Raw genomic sequence first — 17381 nt, 5'->3', positions numbered from 1 at the left:
AAACATCAAAATCGGCGCATTTTCTGAAATTTAATTACGGCGCACCGGTTATCAGTCTGGCTTATTTCATTATTTTTCTACTTCTTAAGTGGTAGGGCGATGATAAATCATCAACCCTGGCCTACGTAAGGTTTATTGGCGGCAGAAGTGATCAACCAACTGACCCAGCAGTTTGCGCGTGGGTTCGATAAAGCCGGTATCAATGTATTCATCTGGCTGATGCGCTTGGTCGATAGAGCCGGGGCCCAGCACCAGCGTCGGGCAGACCTGTTGGACGAAGGGGGCCTCGGTGCAATAGTTGACCACTTGCGTGCGGGTACCCAGCAGTTTCTCGATCACCGCCACCATATGATGGTCGGTTGGGCACTCGTAACCCGGTACCGACGCATGGAGCTCTTCAATGCTTAGGCGCCCCGGCCAACGCTGGCTCACCGGCTCCAGTGTCTGATGCATCAATTCATTGATGTTGTCGAGCGTCATACCTGGCAATGGGCGGATGTCCAGATGCAGTTCACAGCAGGCGCAAATGCGGTTGGCTGCGTCACCGCCGCTGATATGACCGAAGTTCATGGTTGGATAAGGTACGGCGAAGGCTGGGTTGTTGTAGCGCTCCTGCAGTGTTTTACGCAGTTCCATCAGGCGGCCAATAGTGTCATGCATCAGATCGATGGCATTCACGCCGCGTGCGGGATCGCTTGAGTGGCCAGACTGGCCGACGATACGGATAGCATTGGCCATATGGCCTTTATGCGCGCGCACCGGTTGCAGCGAGGTCGGTTCACCGATAATAGCGAAATCTGGACGGATGCTGGTTGAGGCCGCGAAATAACGTGCTCCGGCCATCGTCGTTTCTTCATCTGCGGTGGCTAGAATGTATAACGGCTTGGTCAGCTGGCTGGCGTCGATGTCACGTACCGCATCCAGAATAAAGGCAAAGAAGCCTTTCATGTCGGCGGTGCCCAGCCCGTAAAGCTTATTGTCGTGCTCGGTCAACGTGAAGGGATCGCGCGTCCAGCGGCCTTCGTCGTAAGGCACGGTATCGGTATGACCCGCGAGCAGCAGGCCGCCGCTGCCTTCACCAATGCTCGCCAGCAGATTGAATTTTTTGCGACTATCCGGCACTGGCTGCACGTCGACACGGAAGCCTAAATCGGCAAACCATCCGGCCAGCAAGTTGATTAATGCTTCATTACTTTGATCGAGGGCGCCATCAGTGGCGCTGATCGACGGAGTGGCGATCAACGCCCGGTACAGCTCAATAAATGGAGGTAATTTCATCTTCACTGTTGACAGCCTTTGGTTAGGTTGGTATCAATATTCATGCATTTATTGTGAATAAAAATACAGTAAGCTGGAGCGTAAGGGAACCCGATTCCCGGATGATTATAAAAACATCAACGCTCGACCTCGTGGGTGAACGGCGAAACAACGCTGGTGAGCCTGGAAACCTGGGTCGAATACGACCCTACGCACGTCAAGAAGGTGAAAGGCCCCATGTTGAATACGCTGATTGTCGGTGCCAGCGGTTATGCCGGAGCAGAGCTCACGGCGTACCTCAATCGTCACCCACACATGAACATAACCGCTTTAGCGGTTTCAGCGCAAAGTGCAGATGCAGGAAAATTGCTTTCCGATTTGCACCCCCAGTTAAAAGGGATTGTCGATCTGCCATTACAGCCGCTGGTTGACGTTGCCAAAGCCGCCGAAGGTATCGACGTGGTGTTTTTGGCCACGGCACACGAGGTGAGTCACGATATTGCGCCAGCTTTCCTGGCCGCAGGTTGCGTGGTGTTCGATCTGTCGGGTGCATTCCGTGTGAAAGATGCCGCGTTCTACAGCCAATATTACGGTTTTGAACATCAGCACGCTGATTTGCTGAACCAGGCTGTCTATGGCTTGGCTGAGTGGCAGAGCGAAAAAATTAAACAGGCACAGCTGATTGCCGTACCGGGTTGCTACCCGACGGCGGCGCAATTGGCGTTGAAGCCGCTGATCGATCAAGGTTTGCTGAACCTTGAGCAGTGGCCAGTGATCAACGCGACCAGTGGCGTCAGCGGTGCCGGCAGAAAGGCCAGCGTCACGACCAGCTTCTGTGAAGTGAGCCTGCAGCCCTACGGTATTTTCAACCACCGTCATCATCCAGAAATCGTCGCGCACTTGGGCGTGCCGGTCATCTTTACGCCACATTTGGGTAATTTCCCGCGTGGTATTCTCGAAACCATCACTTGCCGCCTTAACGCCGGTGTGACCGCGCAGGACGTGGCCGCCGTGTATCACGCTGCTTACGACGATAAACCGCTGGTGCGGTTGTACGACCAGGGCGTGCCGGCGCTGAAGTCGGTGGTCGGGCTGCCATTCTGTGATATCGGCTTTGCCGTGCAAGGCGAGCATCTGATTGCTGTGGCGGCGGAAGACAACCTGTTGAAAGGCGCTGCCGCTCAGGCGGTGCAATGCTTGAATATCCGTTTTGGGTTCCCGGAAACCCAGTCATTACTTTAATGAATCACCAGCGTGGGATGTAAACAGCGATGAATCCGTTAATTATCAAGTTAGGTGGCGTGTTATTAGACAGTGAAGAGGCGCTGGAGCGTTTGTTTACTGCGTTGGACAGCTACCGCCAGCGGCATCAGCGCCCGCTGGTGATTGTCCACGGCGGCGGTTGTGTGGTGGATGAGCTGATGAAACAGCTTTCTTTACCGGTGGTGAAAAAAAATGGCCTGCGTGTGACCCCGGCCGATCAAATCGGCATTATCACTGGCGCGCTGGCGGGCACTGCCAACAAAACCTTGCTGGCATGGGCGGTCAAGCACCAGATTAATGCCGTGGGCCTGAGCCTGGCAGATGGCGGCAGCGTCACCGTGACCCCGCTTGATCCGGCGCTGGGACACGTTGGTAACGCGCAACCGGGCTCCCCGGCGCTGCTCAATACCCTGCTGGGCGCCGGTTATTTGCCGGTGATCAGCTCCATCGGTATTACTGCCGATGGGCAGTTAATGAATGTAAACGCCGATCAGGCGGCGACGGCTTTAGCCGCGACGCTGGGTGCGGATTTGATCCTGCTGTCGGATGTCAGTGGCATCCTCGACGGTAAAGGGCAACGCATCGCAGAAATGACGGCGCAAAAAGCGGAACAACTGATTGCCCAGGGCATCATCACTGATGGTATGGTGGTGAAGGTGAATGCGGCGCTCGATGCGGCCCGCACCCTCGGTCGCCCGGTAGATATCGCCAGTTGGCGCCATGCCGATCAGCTTCCTGCACTGTTTAACGGCGTGTCAATTGGCACCCGGATCCTCGCTTAAATTTAGAATTAAAAAGGAAAAGACCATGCAAAACAAAGGCATCAAAAAAATCGTTCTGGCGTACTCTGGCGGTCTGGATACTTCAGCCATCATTCCATGGCTGAAAGAGAACTACGGCGGTTGCGAAGTCGTCGCGTTCGTAGCAGATATCGGTCAGGAGCGCGGCGATCTGGAAGGTGTGGAGCAAAAAGCCCTGCAATCCGGTGCCTCTGAGTGTCACGTGGTTGACCTGCGTGAAGAATTCATTCGTGATTATGTTTACCCTGTGCTGCAAACCGGTGCCTTGTATGAAGGCAGCTACCTGCTAGGTACTTCAATGGCACGCCCGATTATTGCTAAAGCGCAGGTTGAGCTGGCGCTGAAAGTCGGTGCTGACGCGTTGTGTCACGGTGCAACCGGCAAAGGTAACGACCAGGTCCGTTTCGAAACGACTTACACCGCGCTGGCGCCACACCTGAAAGTCGTCGCACCTTGGCGTGAGTGGAACCTGCGTTCCCGTGAAGCGCTGTTGGACTACCTGAAAGAACGTAATATTCCGACGACTGCGTCGCTGGAGAAAATTTACAGCCGTGATGAAAACGCCTGGCATATCTCGACGGAAGGCGGCGTGCTGGAAAGCCCATGGAATGCACCGAACAAAGACTGCTGGGTCTGGACCGTAGACCCGCAGGAAGCGCCGGATCAGCCTGAACACGTGACCATCACCGTAGAGAAAGGCTGTGTGGTGGCGGTGAATGGCGAAGCATTGAGCCCGTATAAATGTCTGGAAACCCTGAACGTGTTGGGCGCCAAGCATGGCGTGGGCCGTATCGATATCGTAGAGAACCGTCTGGTCGGTATCAAATCCCGTGGCTGCTACGAAACCCCGGGCGGCACCATCATGGTTGCTGCACTTCGTGGTGTCGAGCAACTGGTTCTGGATCGCGATAGCTTCAAATGGCGTGAGCAACTGGGCCTGGAAATGTCCTACGTGGTTTACGATGGGCGTTGGTTTGCCCCACTGCGTCGCTCACTGCAGGCTTCTGCCGAGGCACTGGCCGAAGAAGTTAACGGAGAAGTTGTGCTGCAGCTGTACAAGGGCCAGGTGACGGCGATTCAGAAAAAATCTGCCAACAGCCTGTACTCGGAAGAGTTTGCTACCTTCGGTGAAGACGAAGTTTACGATCACAGCCACGCGGGCGGCTTTATCCGTCTGTTCTCACTCTCTTCACGTATTCGTGCGCTGAACGAGAAAAAGAATAAATAATCGATTGGCGTGACTCTGCAAGGGCGCAGCATGCTGCGCCCTTTCGTATAAAATTTATACCCTAAATAATTCGAGTTGCAGGAAGGCGGCAAGAGCGTGAGTCCCGATGAGCTTACATCGGTAAGTGATTCGGGCGAACGCGCGCAGCCAACACATCTGTAGCTCGAAGTATGACGGGTACAGGAGTAAAGGTATGGCACTTTGGGGCGGACGGTTCACTCAGGCGGCAGATCAGCGGTTCAAACAATTAAACGATTCTCTGCGCTTTGATTATCGTTTGGCGGAACAGGACATTGTGGGCTCCGTGGCCTGGTCGAAAGCGCTGGTTACCGTCAACGTATTGACGGCAACCGAGCAGCAACAGCTTGAGCAGGCATTGAACGGACTGTTGGCAGAAGTGCAGGCCGATCCGCAGGCGATTGTCAGCAGCGATGCTGAAGATATTCACAGCTGGGTGGAGCAGAAGCTGATCGACAAAGTCGGCGATCTGGGCAAGAAATTGCACACCGGGCGTAGCCGTAACGATCAGGTCGCGACCGATCTGAAGCTGTGGTGTAAAGAGCAGATTGGCGATTTGCATCAGGCCATCGTGCAGTTGCAACAGGCGCTGGTGGAAACGGCCGAAGCCAACCAGGATGCCGTGATGCCGGGCTATACCCACCTGCAGCGTGCTCAGCCGGTGACCTTTGCCCATTGGTGTTTGGCCTATGTGGAAATGCTGGCGCGTGACGAAAGCCGCTTGCAGGATACGTTGAAGCGTCTGGACGTCAGCCCGTTGGGCAGTGGCGCATTAGCAGGTACCGCCTACCCGATTGACCGCGAGCAACTGGCCGGCTGGCTGGGTTTTGCCTCGGCAACCCGTAACAGCCTGGACAGCGTTTCCGACCGCGACCACGTGCTGGAACTGTTATCCAATGCCTCCATTAGCATGGTGCACCTGTCGCGCTTTGCCGAAGACCTGATCTTCTTCAATAGTGGCGAAGCGGCCTTTGTCGATCTGTCTGATCGTGTGACGTCGGGCTCCTCGCTGATGCCGCAAAAGAAAAACCCGGATGCGCTGGAGCTGATCCGCGGTAAATGTGGCCGTGTACAGGGCGCATTGACCGGCATGATGATGACGTTGAAAGGCCTACCACTGGCGTACAACAAAGACATGCAGGAAGACAAGGAAGGGCTGTTCGACGCGTTGGATACCTGGATGGATTGCCTGCAAATGGCGGCACTGGTGCTGGATGGCATTCAAGTGAAGCGTCCGCGTTGTAAAGAAGCGGCAGAACAGGGCTATGCCAACTCGACCGAACTGGCGGATTATCTGGTCGCGAAAGGCGTGCCGTTCCGTGAGGCGCACCATATCGTTGGCGAAGCGGTAGTGGAAGCCATCCGTCAGGGTAAGGCGCTGGAAGCCCTGCCGTTGACCGATTTGCAGAAATTCAGCGCGGTGATTGGTGACGACGTGTACCCGATTCTGGCACTGCAGTCTTGTCTGGACAAACGTTCGGCCAAGGGGGGCGTTTCTCCTCAGCAGGTCGCCAGTGCGATCGCCGCAGCGAAACAGCGTTTGGCTTAAGTAGCGAAAGGGCAGCCCAGCGCTGCCCTTATCGATTATTCCGCCAACCGAGCACACAGATAGCGGTTCAGGCTGACGCCTTCTTCTATAGCGCTAATCGCCAGACGGCGATGTTGTTCCGATGTCATACGCAGTACCAGCTTGCCGCTGAAGTTTTTTTCTGCCAGTGGCTGAGGCGGTATTTCCCCCTGCGTGAGCATGTCGTTGATCACCTCGCGAACCAGCTTCTCAATGCCATCCAGCGCTGCGGTGCGGGTTGTGGCTAGCCATGACAGGGACGGAAATTCGGTACAGAGCCCGACATACTCGTTGTCCGCCACCGACCAGGTGATGCGATAAGTGTAATGCTCATACTTTTCCATGCTCTTCCTCCATTCTGGTCAATGCGGCAATAACCTGTTTAACCTGATACACCTTTGCCATGCCGCTGTTTCCGCGTTGTATATTGATCCGGGGACCTCCCGGCCAGGGCATGCGGTAAACTCGGTGACTACCACTCCCCAAGCGCGGTTCACCAAACCAGTGCGTACATATTTTCACTAACTCGGTAAACCTGATGCTGCTTTGTCGTCGTTGTCGATCGACAATGACACACCTGATTCCTTTCATGTTTGCATCTCATTTTAGTACTGTTATTGATATCACTTCAATGTTTAAGTATAAAAAATGACCGGGCGGGTGCGGAGTCGCAAGTAGGTGGGAAATAGAATGTAATAGGGTGCACAATAAAACCGGGCACGATGGCCCGGCGGGTATTGATGGGGAAGGAAAAGATTACTCGCCCGGGCAGCGTTGGCAGCGCTCCACCTCGGCCTCGCCCAGCTTGAGTTTTGCCTGCAGATCGCGCAGTGCGGTGCGCAGCCCTTCTTCTATCACTGGGTGATAGAACGGCATGTCCAGCATCTGGTTAATGGTCATTTGCTGTTGGTGCGCCCAAGCCAGCAGGTGAGCGATATGCTCAACGTCTGGCCCCATCATTTCTGCGCCGAGGAAACGCCCTGTGCCTTGTTCGCCGTAGACGTGCAGAATGCCCTTGTTACGCAGCATCACCCGTGAACGTCCTTGGTTTTCGAACGAGACTTCACCGATTTCAAAACAGCCGCAGGCGCTGAATTTCTCGTTAAGTTCGCGGAAGGTGGAGCCCACCATGGCGATCTGCGGATCGGAAAATACCACCGAGATCGCGCTGCGGCGCAGGCCTGGAGTGACTTCCGGGAAGCTACCGGCATTGCTTCCGGCAATGCGTGCCTGATCGCTGGCTTCGTGCAGCAGCGGCAGTTGGTTGCTGGCGTCACCCGCGATAAAGATATGCGGCACGTTGGTTTGCATCGTCAGACGGTCGGCCTGTGGCACTCCCCGGCTATCGAGTAGCAGGCGGGTGTTTTCCAGGCCCAGATTATCGACGTTCGGTCGGCGACCGGTGGCGGCCAGGACGTAATCCACCATGATATCCTGCGGGTTACCCTGCAGATCACGATAGCGGATAAATACCTTGTCGCCTTCGCGTTGCATCATCTCCACTTTCACGTCGGCATCGAGATAGAACTCTTCACCCAAGGCGTTGGCGGCGTAATTGCGTACGGCGCTGTCAGTTAATGGACCGACGGCGCCGCCAACGCCAAATACCTTGGTTTCTACTCCGAACCGATGCAGCGCCTGGCCCAGTTCCAAACCAATTACGCCTGGCCCGAACACGGCCACAGATTGTGGCAGGTCATCCCAATTGAAGACGTCGTCATTGACGATCAGCTTGTCACCCAGACCATTCCAGGCTGCTGGCCAGCTTGGGCGGGAACCGGTGGCGATAACGATGCGTTGGGCTACGATGCGAGTGTGTTCATCCACCTGCAGAGTGTTATCGTCGATAAAGCGGGCGTAACCCTGAATTTTGTCGACGGCCGGGATCTCGTCTACACCCTCCAGTACAAAGCCGACGAAGCGATCGCGCTCGCGTTTAACGCGGTCCATGACCTCGCGGCCGTTAACGGTGGGTTTACCGGCAGGATAAACGCCAAAGCCCGGAGCACGTTCGATTTGATGCACTGCCTCAGCGGCAGCAATCAGTAATTTGGATGGCATGCAGCCAACGCGTGCGCAGGTGGTGCCATAAGCTCCGCCCTCGATCATCACTACGCTTGGGGTGGCAAGCTTGGCGGCGCGATAGGCACCCAGACCGGCGGTACCGCCGCCGATGACCGCGACGTCAACATTCAACTGTTTCATATCCGCTCCTGAAAGCTAAAAAAAGGGCGGGCCGGAGCCCGCCAAAGTTCACGTTGGCTTTGTTATTACTTATAAATCAGGCTGACAGGAAAGTTTCCAGGTCATCGCTGCCGCCAATATGGCGACCGCCGATAAACACCTGCGGTACGGTGGCACGACCGGTGACGGCGCGCAGGCTCACCGTTGTGGCGTCCTGACCCAGTACGATCTCTTCATACTGGATGCCACGTTCTTGCAGCATTTGTTTGGCCTTGGCGCAGAATGGGCAGCCCGGTTTGGTAAACAGGGAGACCGACTCTTGTACTTTGAATTCCGGTGCCAAATATTTCAGCATGGTGTCGGCATCGGACACTTCAAACGGGTCGCCCGGCTTGTTAGGTTCGACGAACATTTTTTCTACTACGCCATTGCGCACCAGCATCGAATAACGCCATGAGCGTGGGCCAAAGCCCAAATCGGCTTTCTCGACCAGCATGTTCATGCCTTTGGTGAACTCACCGTTGCCGTCTGGCACGAAGGTGATGTTTTCAGCATGTTGATCGGCTTTCCAGGCATTCATCACAAAGGTGTCGTTTACCGAGACGCACAGGATGCTGTCAACGCCGTGTTGTTTGAATACGCTGGACAGCTCGTTGTAGCGCGGCAAGTGGCTGGAAGAGCAGGTTGGGGTGAATGCACCCGGCAGCGAAAAGACGATGACAGTTTTATCTTTGAACAGGTCATCGGTGGTGACGTCAATCCATTGGTCGCCCTGACGGGTATGGAAGGTAACCTGAGGAACTTTTTTGCCTTCTTGACTGGTAAACATGAATTAACCCCTTAATTAGGAAAAATAATTTTTAGCTATTAGCGTGGTATCGCTTCGTTGGGTGACATTATTGACGTCGGGGCTTGATAGATCTAATCGCTCATTGCTATCTTATCTATCGCCATGAGCTATCGTGGTCTGGAGGGAAACAATGAATATTCGTGATTTAGAGTACCTGGTCGCCTTGGCCGAGCACCGGCATTTCCGCCGTGCCGCCGATTCATGCCATGTAAGCCAACCCACACTCAGTGGGCAGATCCGCAAGTTGGAAGACGAACTGGGTGTGATGCTGCTTGAACGCACCAGCCGTAAGGTGTTATTCACCCAAGCGGGCTTGTTGCTGGTGGAGCAGGCGCGTACCGTGCTGCGCGAAGTCAAAGTTCTGAAAGAGATGGCCAGCCAGCAGGGCGAAGCTATGTCCGGGCCGCTACACATTGGTTTGATCCCTACCGTCGGGCCTTATCTGCTGCCGCAAATTATACCTACGCTGCACAAAACCTTTCCCAAACTGGAAATGTATCTGCATGAAGCGCAAACCCAACAGCTGCTGGCGCAACTCGACAGCGGTAAACTGGACTGTGCCATTCTGGCGTTGGTGAAGGAAACAGAAGCCTTTATTGAAGTGCCGCTGTTTGATGAACCGATGAAGCTGGCAGTCTACTCCGATCACCCATGGTCACAGCGCGACCGTGTGGCGATGCCCGATCTGGCGGGGGAAAAGCTATTGATGCTGGAAGATGGCCATTGCTTACGCGATCAGGCAATGGGTTTTTGCTTCCAGGCAGGGGCGGACGAGGATACCCACTTCCGGGCGACCAGCTTGGAAACGCTGCGCAATATGGTGGCGGCCGGCAGCGGCATTACCTTGTTGCCTTCACTGGCAGTACCGCCACAGCGTGAGCGTGATGGCGTTTGCTATCTCGACTGCTATAAACCGGAGCCGAAGCGCACTATTGCATTGGTGTACCGCCCCGGCTCCCCATTGCGCAGTCGTTATGAGCAATTGGCCGAGGCGATTCGTGAACACATGCAAAACTACCTGGGCGCTACGCTAAAACAGGCGGTTTAAGCCGTTCAGTGCTGCGACACGGTAGGCTTCAGCCATGGTCGGATAGTTGAAGGTCGTATTAACGAAATATTCGATAGTATTGCCTTCACCTTTCTGTTCCATGATCGCCTGACCGATGTGGATGATCTCTGCCGCACGTTCACCGAAGCAGTGGATCCCGAGGATCTGCAGGGTGTCGCGATGGAACAAGATCTTCAGGCTGCCGACATTCATCCCGGCAATCTGCGCACGTGCCAGGTGCTTGAACTGTGCACGGCCCACTTCATACGGCACTTTCATCGCCGTCAGTTCCTGTTCGGTTTTACCGACAGAGCTGATTTCCGGAATGGTGTAGATACCCGTCGGAATATCTTCGATCAGATGCCCGCTGGCTTCACCGGAAGAAATTGCCTGCGCGGCAATACGCCCCTGATCGTAAGCGGCGGATGCCAGGCTCGGATAGCCAATCACGTCACCCACGGCATAAATGTGCGGCAACGCGGTTTGGTACATGCTGTTTACTTTCAACAGGCCACGGCTGTCCGATTCCAGGCCCACGTTTTCCAGGCCCAGTGAATCGGTATTCCCCGTGCGGCCGTTGGCGTACAGCAGGCAATCTGCTTTCACTTTTTTGCCGGACTTCAGGTGAACAATGACGCCGTCATCGGTGCCTTCGATCTTCTCGAACTCCTCGTTGTGACGGATCACGACGCCGTTGTTCCAGAAGTGGTAGGACAGTGAGTCTGACATTTCCTGATCGAGGAACGCCAGCAGGCGATCGCGGGTGTTGATCAGATCTACCTTCACGTTCAGACCGCGGAAGATCGACGCGTACTCACAACCGATCACCCCGGCACCGTAAATGATGACGTGGCGCGGTTCGTGATTCAGTTCGAGAATAGAGTCGCTGTTATAGATACGTGGATGATTAAAATCCACGCTCGACGGGTTGTACGGACGTGAACCGCAGGCGATGACAATATGATCGGCGCGGATGGTGTCTTGAGTGCCATCCATATAGCTAACGCTGACGGTATTGGCGTCGATAAAACGCGCATCGCCGGCAAACAACTTGCATTGGTTACGCTCATAGAAACCTTGGCGCATCCGGGTTTGCTGGTTAATGACGTTATCTGCGTGGCGTAAAATATCAGGGAATGTCGCGCTGAGTGTGCGTGAATTGTTGTAAAGCGGGTTCTGGTTGAATTCGATAATGCGGCTAACGGCGTGGCGGAGAGCTTTGGATGGGATAGTACCCCAATGAGTACATCCACCGCCTACGTTATTGTACCGTTCTATCACGGCCACGCGGGCGCCCTGCTTCACCAACCCCATAGCGGCACCTTCACCACCTGGGCCCGAGCCAATGACTATGGCATCAAATTGATAGTGCTGTTGCATAGGGGAGAGACCTGTTCTTATACAAAATTACAACGGTATCTTAACATCATAGCGCTGAGTGCCCAATCACCATTAGGCTTTTTGAGGCAAAGCACAAATGGTGCAGGCTGAAACTGTGACAGGGCGCGTTTGTATAAATGCTGTTGCAATAAAATTTGCTATATTGCCGAGTCTACGGCGTTAGACTGAGAAAATGGATCTTATCTGGATATGCATATGGGCGTCAGAGCACAACAAAAAGAACGGACTCGTCGTTCCCTCATCGAGGCGGCCTTCAGCCAGCTAAGCGCCGAACGCAGCTTTGCCAGCCTGAGCCTGCGTGAAGTCTCGCGTGAAGCCGGTATCGCACCAACGTCATTCTACCGCCACTTTCGTGACGTGGATGAGCTTGGGCTAACCATGGTTGATGAGAGCGGGTTGATGCTGCGTCAACTGATGCGACAGGCCCGTCAGCGTATTGCCAAGGGCGGCAGTGTGATCCGCACCTCTGTTTCGACCTTTATGGAGTTTATCGGCAATAACCCCAACGCCTTCCGTTTGTTGCTGCGTGAGCGCTCCGGTACATCGGCGGCTTTCCGTGCGGCAGTGGCGCGTGAGATCCAACATTTTATCGCCGAACTGGCGGATTACCTCGAGCTGGAAAACCATATGCCGCGGAGTTTTACCGAAGCGCAGGCAGAGGCTATGGTGACCATCGTATTTAGCGCCGGTGCTGAAGCGCTGGATATCGACATTGATCAACGTCGTCGGCTTGAAGAGCGTTTAGTGTTGCAACTGCGGATGATTTCCAAAGGTGCTTATTATTGGTATCGCCGCGAACAAGAAAAAACTTCTGTATCCCACGTATAAAAAGGTAGAAAGCGATGGAAAAACCAGGCCGTGAGAATGGCACCTTACTGCTGGCGTTGATTGCCGGCCTTTCAATTAACGGTTCGTTCGCCGCGCTGTTCAGTTCGGTGGTGCCGTTTTCGATTTTCCCCATCATTGCTTTGGTATTGGCAGTGTATTGCCTGCATCAACGTTATCTGCATCGTGCGATGCCGGACGGTATGCCGAAGCTGGCCGCCGCCACCTTCTTGCTGGGGGTGCTGTTGTACAGTGCGATAGTCCGGGCCGAATACCCGCAGATAGGTTCTAACTTCCTGCCGGCGATTGTTTCTGTGGCGCTGGTGTTCTGGATTGGTATGAAGCTGAAGGCGCGCAAGACGCTGGATGAAAACACCCCGGCTTAATGGGCGTAAGCAGGGGCGCAGCAAGCACGGCGCCCCTGTCTGATTAAACGCGTTTTTCCAACAGTACGCCGCATTCCATATGATGGGTGTACGGGAACTGATCGAACAGCGCAAGGCGGCTGACCTTATGCGTTTCCTGCAGCGTCTCCAGATTAGCGCACAGCGTTTCCGGGTTGCATGAGATATACAAAATACGCGGATAAGCCTGCACCATTTTCACCGTTTCGTCATCCAGCCCGCTGCGCGGTGGATCGACAAAAATGGTTTCGCAGTTATAGCTGCTCAAATCGATGCCTTTCAACCGATTAAACTCGCGAACTCCGTTCATGGCTTGGGTAAAGTCTTCCGCCGCCATGCGGATAATCTGCACGTTATCGATATGATTGGCTGCAATGTTGTATTGCGCCGCCGCGACCGAGGGTTTGGCAATTTCGGTCGCCAGCACCCGTTCAAAGTTCCGCGCCAGTGCCAATGAGAAGTTACCGTTGCCGCAATACAGCTCCAGCAGATCGCCTTTAGAACCGGCGGTCACGTCCAGCGCCCATTCCAGCATCTGTATGTTCATCGCAGCATTCGGCTGGGTGAAGCTGTTTTCCACCTGGCGGTAAATCATGTCGCGGCCGGCAACAGGCAGAACTTCGTCTACGTAATCCTGATCCAGCATGATTTTCATTTTTGACGCACGGCCAATCAGTTGCAGGTCAAAACCCTGGGCGCGAAGACTGTCACGCAGCTTTTCCGCTTGCTGTTGCCAGTCATCGTCCAATTTACGGTGATACAGCAATGAGGCAATGATTTTGCCGCTGCGGGTCGACAGGTAGTCAATCTGGAACAGTTTGCGGCGCAGAATAGGGTCCGGTTTGATGGCGGCAATCAGCGCGGTCATCAGACGGTTAATTAATTCGCTGGCAGCAGGGAACTGCTCGACGCGAATACGCTGCTTGGTCTGCTGGTCAAACATGATGTGGTACATCTCGTCTTCATCATGCCAGATGCGGAATTCGGCGCGCATACGGTAGTGGCTCACTGGCGAGCGGAACACTTCCGGCTCGGGTGCCGTGAACGGTGACATCAGCGTCTTCAGCCGGGCAGTTTTCTCCGCCAGTTGGTCATCGTAACGTTCAATAGGCAAATTCTCGGGCGTCATGTTTCTTCTCGTCAGGCAAATTTGATCAGCGGGGATTGTAGGGAATCAGCCCGTGAAGTCCAGTTTTGTCGTGTTTATTATTTGTAACATTGGTAGCAGTCTAGACATCTATTTACATTGATCGTAGCATTGTCGTCCGGCCTCAAGCAGCGAGTGAAAAGGGAATCCGGTGTGAATCCGGAGCTGACGCGCAGCGGTAAGGGGAAGTCACGGCGATAGCGTTTTACGCAGACACTGTCCATTGCAGGATGGGAAGTCATCGCCCGGTGTAGGTAGCTCAAGCGCCACCTGCAACTCCCAAGCCCGAAGACCTGCCGGTGTTACGTCGCAATGCCCGTGGTCGTCGCGAAATACCGGCCATGATCCTGCGGCATCCGCCAATTAAGTTTGGATGCTTTTTCATGACAATTACAAAAAATACACTGCTGGCGGTGGTTTCCTCCGTTACGGCTTTTTCTGGATGGGCGCAAGACAGCACTACAGCTAATAACAGCGAGAACCTGGTGGTTTCCGCTAACCGCTTCCCACAGCCCGTCTCTTCAGTGTTGGCACCCACTTCCGTCGTCACCCGCGATGAAATCGACCGTTGGCAGGCAAAAAGCCTGACTGACGTAATGCGCCGCTTGCCGGGAGTCGATGTGGGGCAAAATGGTGGCTTGGGACAAAAAAGCTCGCTGTTTATCCGTGGGACCAACTCCAGTCACGTTCTGGTGCTGATTGACGGCATCCGTCTTAATCAAGCCGGCGTCAGTGGCTCTTCCGACCTTAGCCAGATCCCGATCTCGCTGGTGCAGAAAGTTGAATTTATCCGTGGGCCGCGTTCGGCCGTTTATGGCTCAGATGCCATCGGTGGCGTGATCAACATTATTACTACCCGCGAAAAGAACGGCAGCACGCTTTCCGCCGGGATGGGTTCAAACGGCTATCAGGCCTATGACGCGTCCACTCAGCAGCAACTGGGTGACAGCACGGTTGCAACCCTCGCCGGTAACTACACTTATACCAAAGGTTATGATGTCGTGGCCTATGGCAGTACGGGTATGCAAAGCCAGCAAGACCGCGATGGCTTTATGAGCAAATCACTGTACGGTGCCGTTGACCATCAGTTCAACGAGGCCATCAGCGGTTTTGTTCGTGGTTTTGGTTATGACAACCGTACGGCTTACGACGCTTATTATTCCTCACCAACCAGCCCGCTTATCGATACCCGCAAGCTGTATAGCCAAACCTGGGATACTGGGCTGCGCTATAAGGAAGGCGTTTACGCGACACAGCTGATTGGTAGCTATAGCCACAGCAAGGATTATGATTACGATCCACGTCTGGGTATGCATGACAGTTCGGCCAGTTTGGTGGACTCCGAGCAGTACAACCTGCAGTGGGGAAACACTCTCCAGGTGGGCCAGGGGACGGTCAGTTCGGGGATTGACTGGCAACACCAGCAAATCAAACCTGACTCCACCACGGTTAACGGTGAGAAGACTCAACGCAATACCGGTATCTACCTTACTGCGCAGCAGTTAGTTGGTCCGGTAACTCTGGAAGGGGCAGTGCGTGGCGACGATCATTCCGAATTCGGTTGGCATGGTACCTGGCAAACCAGCGCGGCCTGGGAATTTGTTGAAGGATACCGTTTTATCGCTTCCTATGGGACGGCATTCAAAGCCCCTAATATGAGCCAGCTGTACGGTAACTTTGGTAATAACACCAATCTGAAGCCGGAAGAAAGTAAACAGTGGGAAGGCGGCTTTGAAGGTTTGACTGGCCCGGTGACCTGGCGTGTGTCCGGCTACCGTAACGACATTGATAACCTGATTGATTCCACCGGAGAGACCAATTACGTTTATTACAATGTCGGTAAGGCTACGATTAAAGGTATTGAAGCGACAGCCTCATTCGATACGGGTCCGTTAAGCCATCATATTGGTTACGATTATGTCGATCCGCGCAACGCCAAAACCAATGAAGTGCTGCTGCGCCGCGCCAAACAGCAGGTGAAATATGAGTTGGACTGGCAGGTCTATGATTTTGACTGGGCTGTCACCTATCAATACTTGGGTGAGCGTTATGACAAAGACTACAGCACCTACCCAGAGCAAAGCGTTAAACTTGGCGGTGTCAGCCTGTGGGATCTCGCAGTTTCGTATCCGGTCACATCTCATCTGACAGTTCGTGGTAGAATTGCCAACCTGTTTGATAAAGATTATGAGACGGCTTATGGCTACGCTACTCCAGGAAGAGAATACTACCTCACTGGAAGCTATACCTTCTAACACCACCGCGAAGGCCCGTCCGACGGTGCTGGTATTTGATTCCGGTGTCGGCGGGTTATCGGTGTATCAAGAGGTTCGGCAACTGCTGCCGGACCTCCACTATATATATGCCTTCGATAATGTGGCATTCCCCTACGGCGAGAAATCCGAAGAGTTTATTGTTGAGCGCGTGCTGGAAATTGTCAGCGCGGTGCAGCAACGGCATCCTCTGGCGATTGTCATCATCGCGTGTAACACCGCCAGTACCGTATCTTTGCCAGCCTTGCGTGAACGCTTTACCTTCCCTGTCGTCGGCGTAGTGCCTGCCATCAAACCCGCTGCTCGCTTAACCGCCAATGGCGTGGTTGGCCTATTGGCTACCCGCGGCACCGTGCAGCGCACTTATACCCATGAGTTGATTGCCCGCTTCGCGACTGATTGCAAGATAGAGCTATTAGGGTCTTCAGAACTGGTGGAACTGGCGGAAGCCAAACTGCATGGCGAAGCTGTATCGCTGCCGACGTTGAAGAAGATTCTTCATCCATGGCTGAGTATGCGTGAACCACCAGATACTGTCGTGCTCGGTTGTACCCACTTCCCTCTATTAGCGGAAGAGTTAATGCAGGTGCTACCAGAAGGAACGCGGCTGATTGATTCCGGTGCAGCTATTGCCCGTCGTACCGCCTGGCTGATTTCGACGCAGGAAAATTTGGTGTCGACGCAAGAAGAGAACCTGGCGTATTGCATGGCGTTAAATGAGGACACTGACGCTTTATTGCCCGTTCTGCAGGGTTATGGCTTTAAATCGTTGAAAAAACTGCCTGTTTAAGGCCGTTTTGGTTAAATGTTCAACGGTCGGAAAAAATATTGAAATTAGGGGTTGCGGCCTTCTGAGAACTCCCTATAATGCGCCTCCACTGACCGGGAACAACGACTCCTCTAACGAGAACCAGTCGCCCAGCCAGGAAGAATCAAGCCGGTGAAAACACCGTTTCTTAATAAGAAAAAAGCTTGACTCTTCAGCGGGAAAGCGTAATATGCACCTCCCGCGTTACCGAGAGTTATCTCAGTAACGAACGCTCTTTAACAATTTATCAGACAATCTGTGTGGGCACTCCACAAGACGATATCCAGAACCCTCGGGTTCGAAAAAAT

Annotated in this window: 15 protein-coding genes and 1 riboswitch; of the genes, 9 read left to right on the top strand and 6 right to left on the bottom strand. The window is 54.1% G+C overall.

The window, feature by feature from the left end:
* Positions 1-132: 132 nt before the first annotated feature.
* Positions 133-1278, bottom strand: a complete 1146-nt coding sequence (gene argE, locus AC2FC2_RS21550; protein WP_209639995.1) for an acetylornithine deacetylase — start codon at positions 1276-1278, stop codon at positions 133-135.
* A gap of 216 nt (positions 1279-1494) precedes the next feature.
* Between argE and argC the strand changes: the two genes are divergently transcribed.
* The 4 genes from argC (at position 1495) to argH (ending at position 6115) form a co-directional block, all read left to right on the top strand.
* Positions 1495-2499: an N-acetyl-gamma-glutamyl-phosphate reductase gene (gene argC / locus AC2FC2_RS21545; protein ID WP_490659909.1), complete on the top strand. Its 1005-nt coding sequence runs from the start codon at positions 1495-1497 to the stop codon at positions 2497-2499.
* Positions 2500-2528: 29 nt separating this feature from the next.
* On the top strand, positions 2529-3302 hold the full coding sequence (gene argB, locus AC2FC2_RS21540) for an acetylglutamate kinase (protein ID WP_490659891.1): 774 nt from the start codon (positions 2529-2531) through the stop codon (positions 3300-3302).
* A gap of 25 nt (positions 3303-3327) precedes the next feature.
* Positions 3328-4548, top strand: coding sequence for an argininosuccinate synthase (locus tag AC2FC2_RS21535; RefSeq protein ID WP_209639989.1), 1221 nt, complete (start codon positions 3328-3330; stop codon positions 4546-4548).
* 193 nt (positions 4549-4741) lie between these two features.
* A complete protein-coding gene (gene argH, locus AC2FC2_RS21530; RefSeq protein WP_209639986.1) occupies positions 4742-6115 on the top strand; it encodes an argininosuccinate lyase in 1374 nt (457 codons plus the stop codon).
* 35 nt (positions 6116-6150) lie between these two features.
* On the opposite strand, the gene AC2FC2_RS21525 is transcribed toward argH, so the two are convergent.
* The 3 genes from AC2FC2_RS21525 to AC2FC2_RS21515 all read right to left on the bottom strand — a co-directional run bounded on the left by AC2FC2_RS21525 (position 6151) and on the right by AC2FC2_RS21515 (position 9146).
* Positions 6151-6477 carry a type II toxin-antitoxin system HicB family antitoxin gene (locus tag AC2FC2_RS21525; protein ID WP_209639983.1) on the bottom strand — a complete coding sequence of 109 codons (327 nt, stop codon included), beginning with the start codon at positions 6475-6477 and terminating at the stop codon, positions 6151-6153.
* Positions 6478-6889: 412 nt separating this feature from the next.
* Positions 6890-8338, bottom strand: a complete 1449-nt coding sequence (locus AC2FC2_RS21520; RefSeq protein ID WP_404760943.1) for a dihydrolipoyl dehydrogenase — start codon at positions 8336-8338, stop codon at positions 6890-6892.
* 76 nt (positions 8339-8414) lie between these two features.
* Positions 8415-9146: a glutathione peroxidase gene (locus AC2FC2_RS21515; RefSeq protein WP_209639977.1), complete on the bottom strand. Its 732-nt coding sequence runs from the start codon at positions 9144-9146 to the stop codon at positions 8415-8417.
* A 151-nt stretch (positions 9147-9297) separates the two neighbouring features.
* Between AC2FC2_RS21515 and oxyR the strand changes: the two genes are divergently transcribed.
* Entirely contained in the window at positions 9298-10215 is a 918-nt protein-coding gene (gene oxyR / locus AC2FC2_RS21510) for a DNA-binding transcriptional regulator OxyR (protein ID WP_209639974.1), read from the top strand.
* Here the strand turns inward: oxyR and sthA are convergent.
* The gene (sthA, locus tag AC2FC2_RS21505) at positions 10198-11595 is read right to left on the bottom strand and encodes a Si-specific NAD(P)(+) transhydrogenase (RefSeq protein ID WP_209639971.1); all 1398 of its coding nucleotides are present in this window, start codon (positions 11593-11595) and stop codon (positions 10198-10200) included. The genes oxyR and sthA overlap by 18 nt on opposite strands.
* A 216-nt stretch (positions 11596-11811) precedes the next feature.
* On the opposite strand from sthA, the gene fabR reads away from it, so the two are divergent.
* Together fabR and AC2FC2_RS21495 are read left to right on the top strand one after the other, a co-directional pair.
* The gene (fabR, locus tag AC2FC2_RS21500) at positions 11812-12444 is read left to right on the top strand and encodes an HTH-type transcriptional repressor FabR (protein WP_020837514.1); all 633 of its coding nucleotides are present in this window, start codon (positions 11812-11814) and stop codon (positions 12442-12444) included.
* Between the two features lie 14 nt (positions 12445-12458).
* Positions 12459-12827: a YijD family membrane protein gene (locus AC2FC2_RS21495; protein ID WP_265556730.1), complete on the top strand. Its 369-nt coding sequence runs from the start codon at positions 12459-12461 to the stop codon at positions 12825-12827.
* Between the two features lie 43 nt (positions 12828-12870).
* Here the strand turns inward: AC2FC2_RS21495 and trmA are convergent, their stop codons facing one another.
* A complete protein-coding gene (gene trmA, locus AC2FC2_RS21490; protein ID WP_404760944.1) occupies positions 12871-13974 on the bottom strand; it encodes a tRNA (uridine(54)-C5)-methyltransferase TrmA in 1104 nt (367 codons plus the stop codon).
* A 124-nt stretch (positions 13975-14098) separates the two neighbouring features.
* Positions 14099-14307, top strand: a riboswitch (cobalamin riboswitch).
* Between the two features lie 68 nt (positions 14308-14375).
* On the opposite strand from trmA, the gene btuB reads away from it, so the two are divergent.
* Together btuB and murI are read left to right on the top strand one after the other, a co-directional pair.
* Positions 14376-16247: a TonB-dependent vitamin B12 receptor BtuB gene (gene btuB / locus AC2FC2_RS21485; RefSeq protein ID WP_490659890.1), complete on the top strand. Its 1872-nt coding sequence runs from the start codon at positions 14376-14378 to the stop codon at positions 16245-16247.
* On the top strand, positions 16192-17055 hold the full coding sequence (murI, locus tag AC2FC2_RS21480; protein WP_265556727.1) for a glutamate racemase: 864 nt from the start codon (positions 16192-16194) through the stop codon (positions 17053-17055). The genes btuB and murI overlap by 56 nt, the downstream gene beginning before the upstream one ends.
* Positions 17056-17381 lie beyond the last annotated feature (326 nt).

It is taken from the genome of Serratia sp. CoH_122_TC_1, from assembly GCF_058191755.1.
The sequence above is the reverse complement of the archived record's forward strand: the minus strand, read 5'-3'. Positions and strand labels throughout refer to the sequence as shown.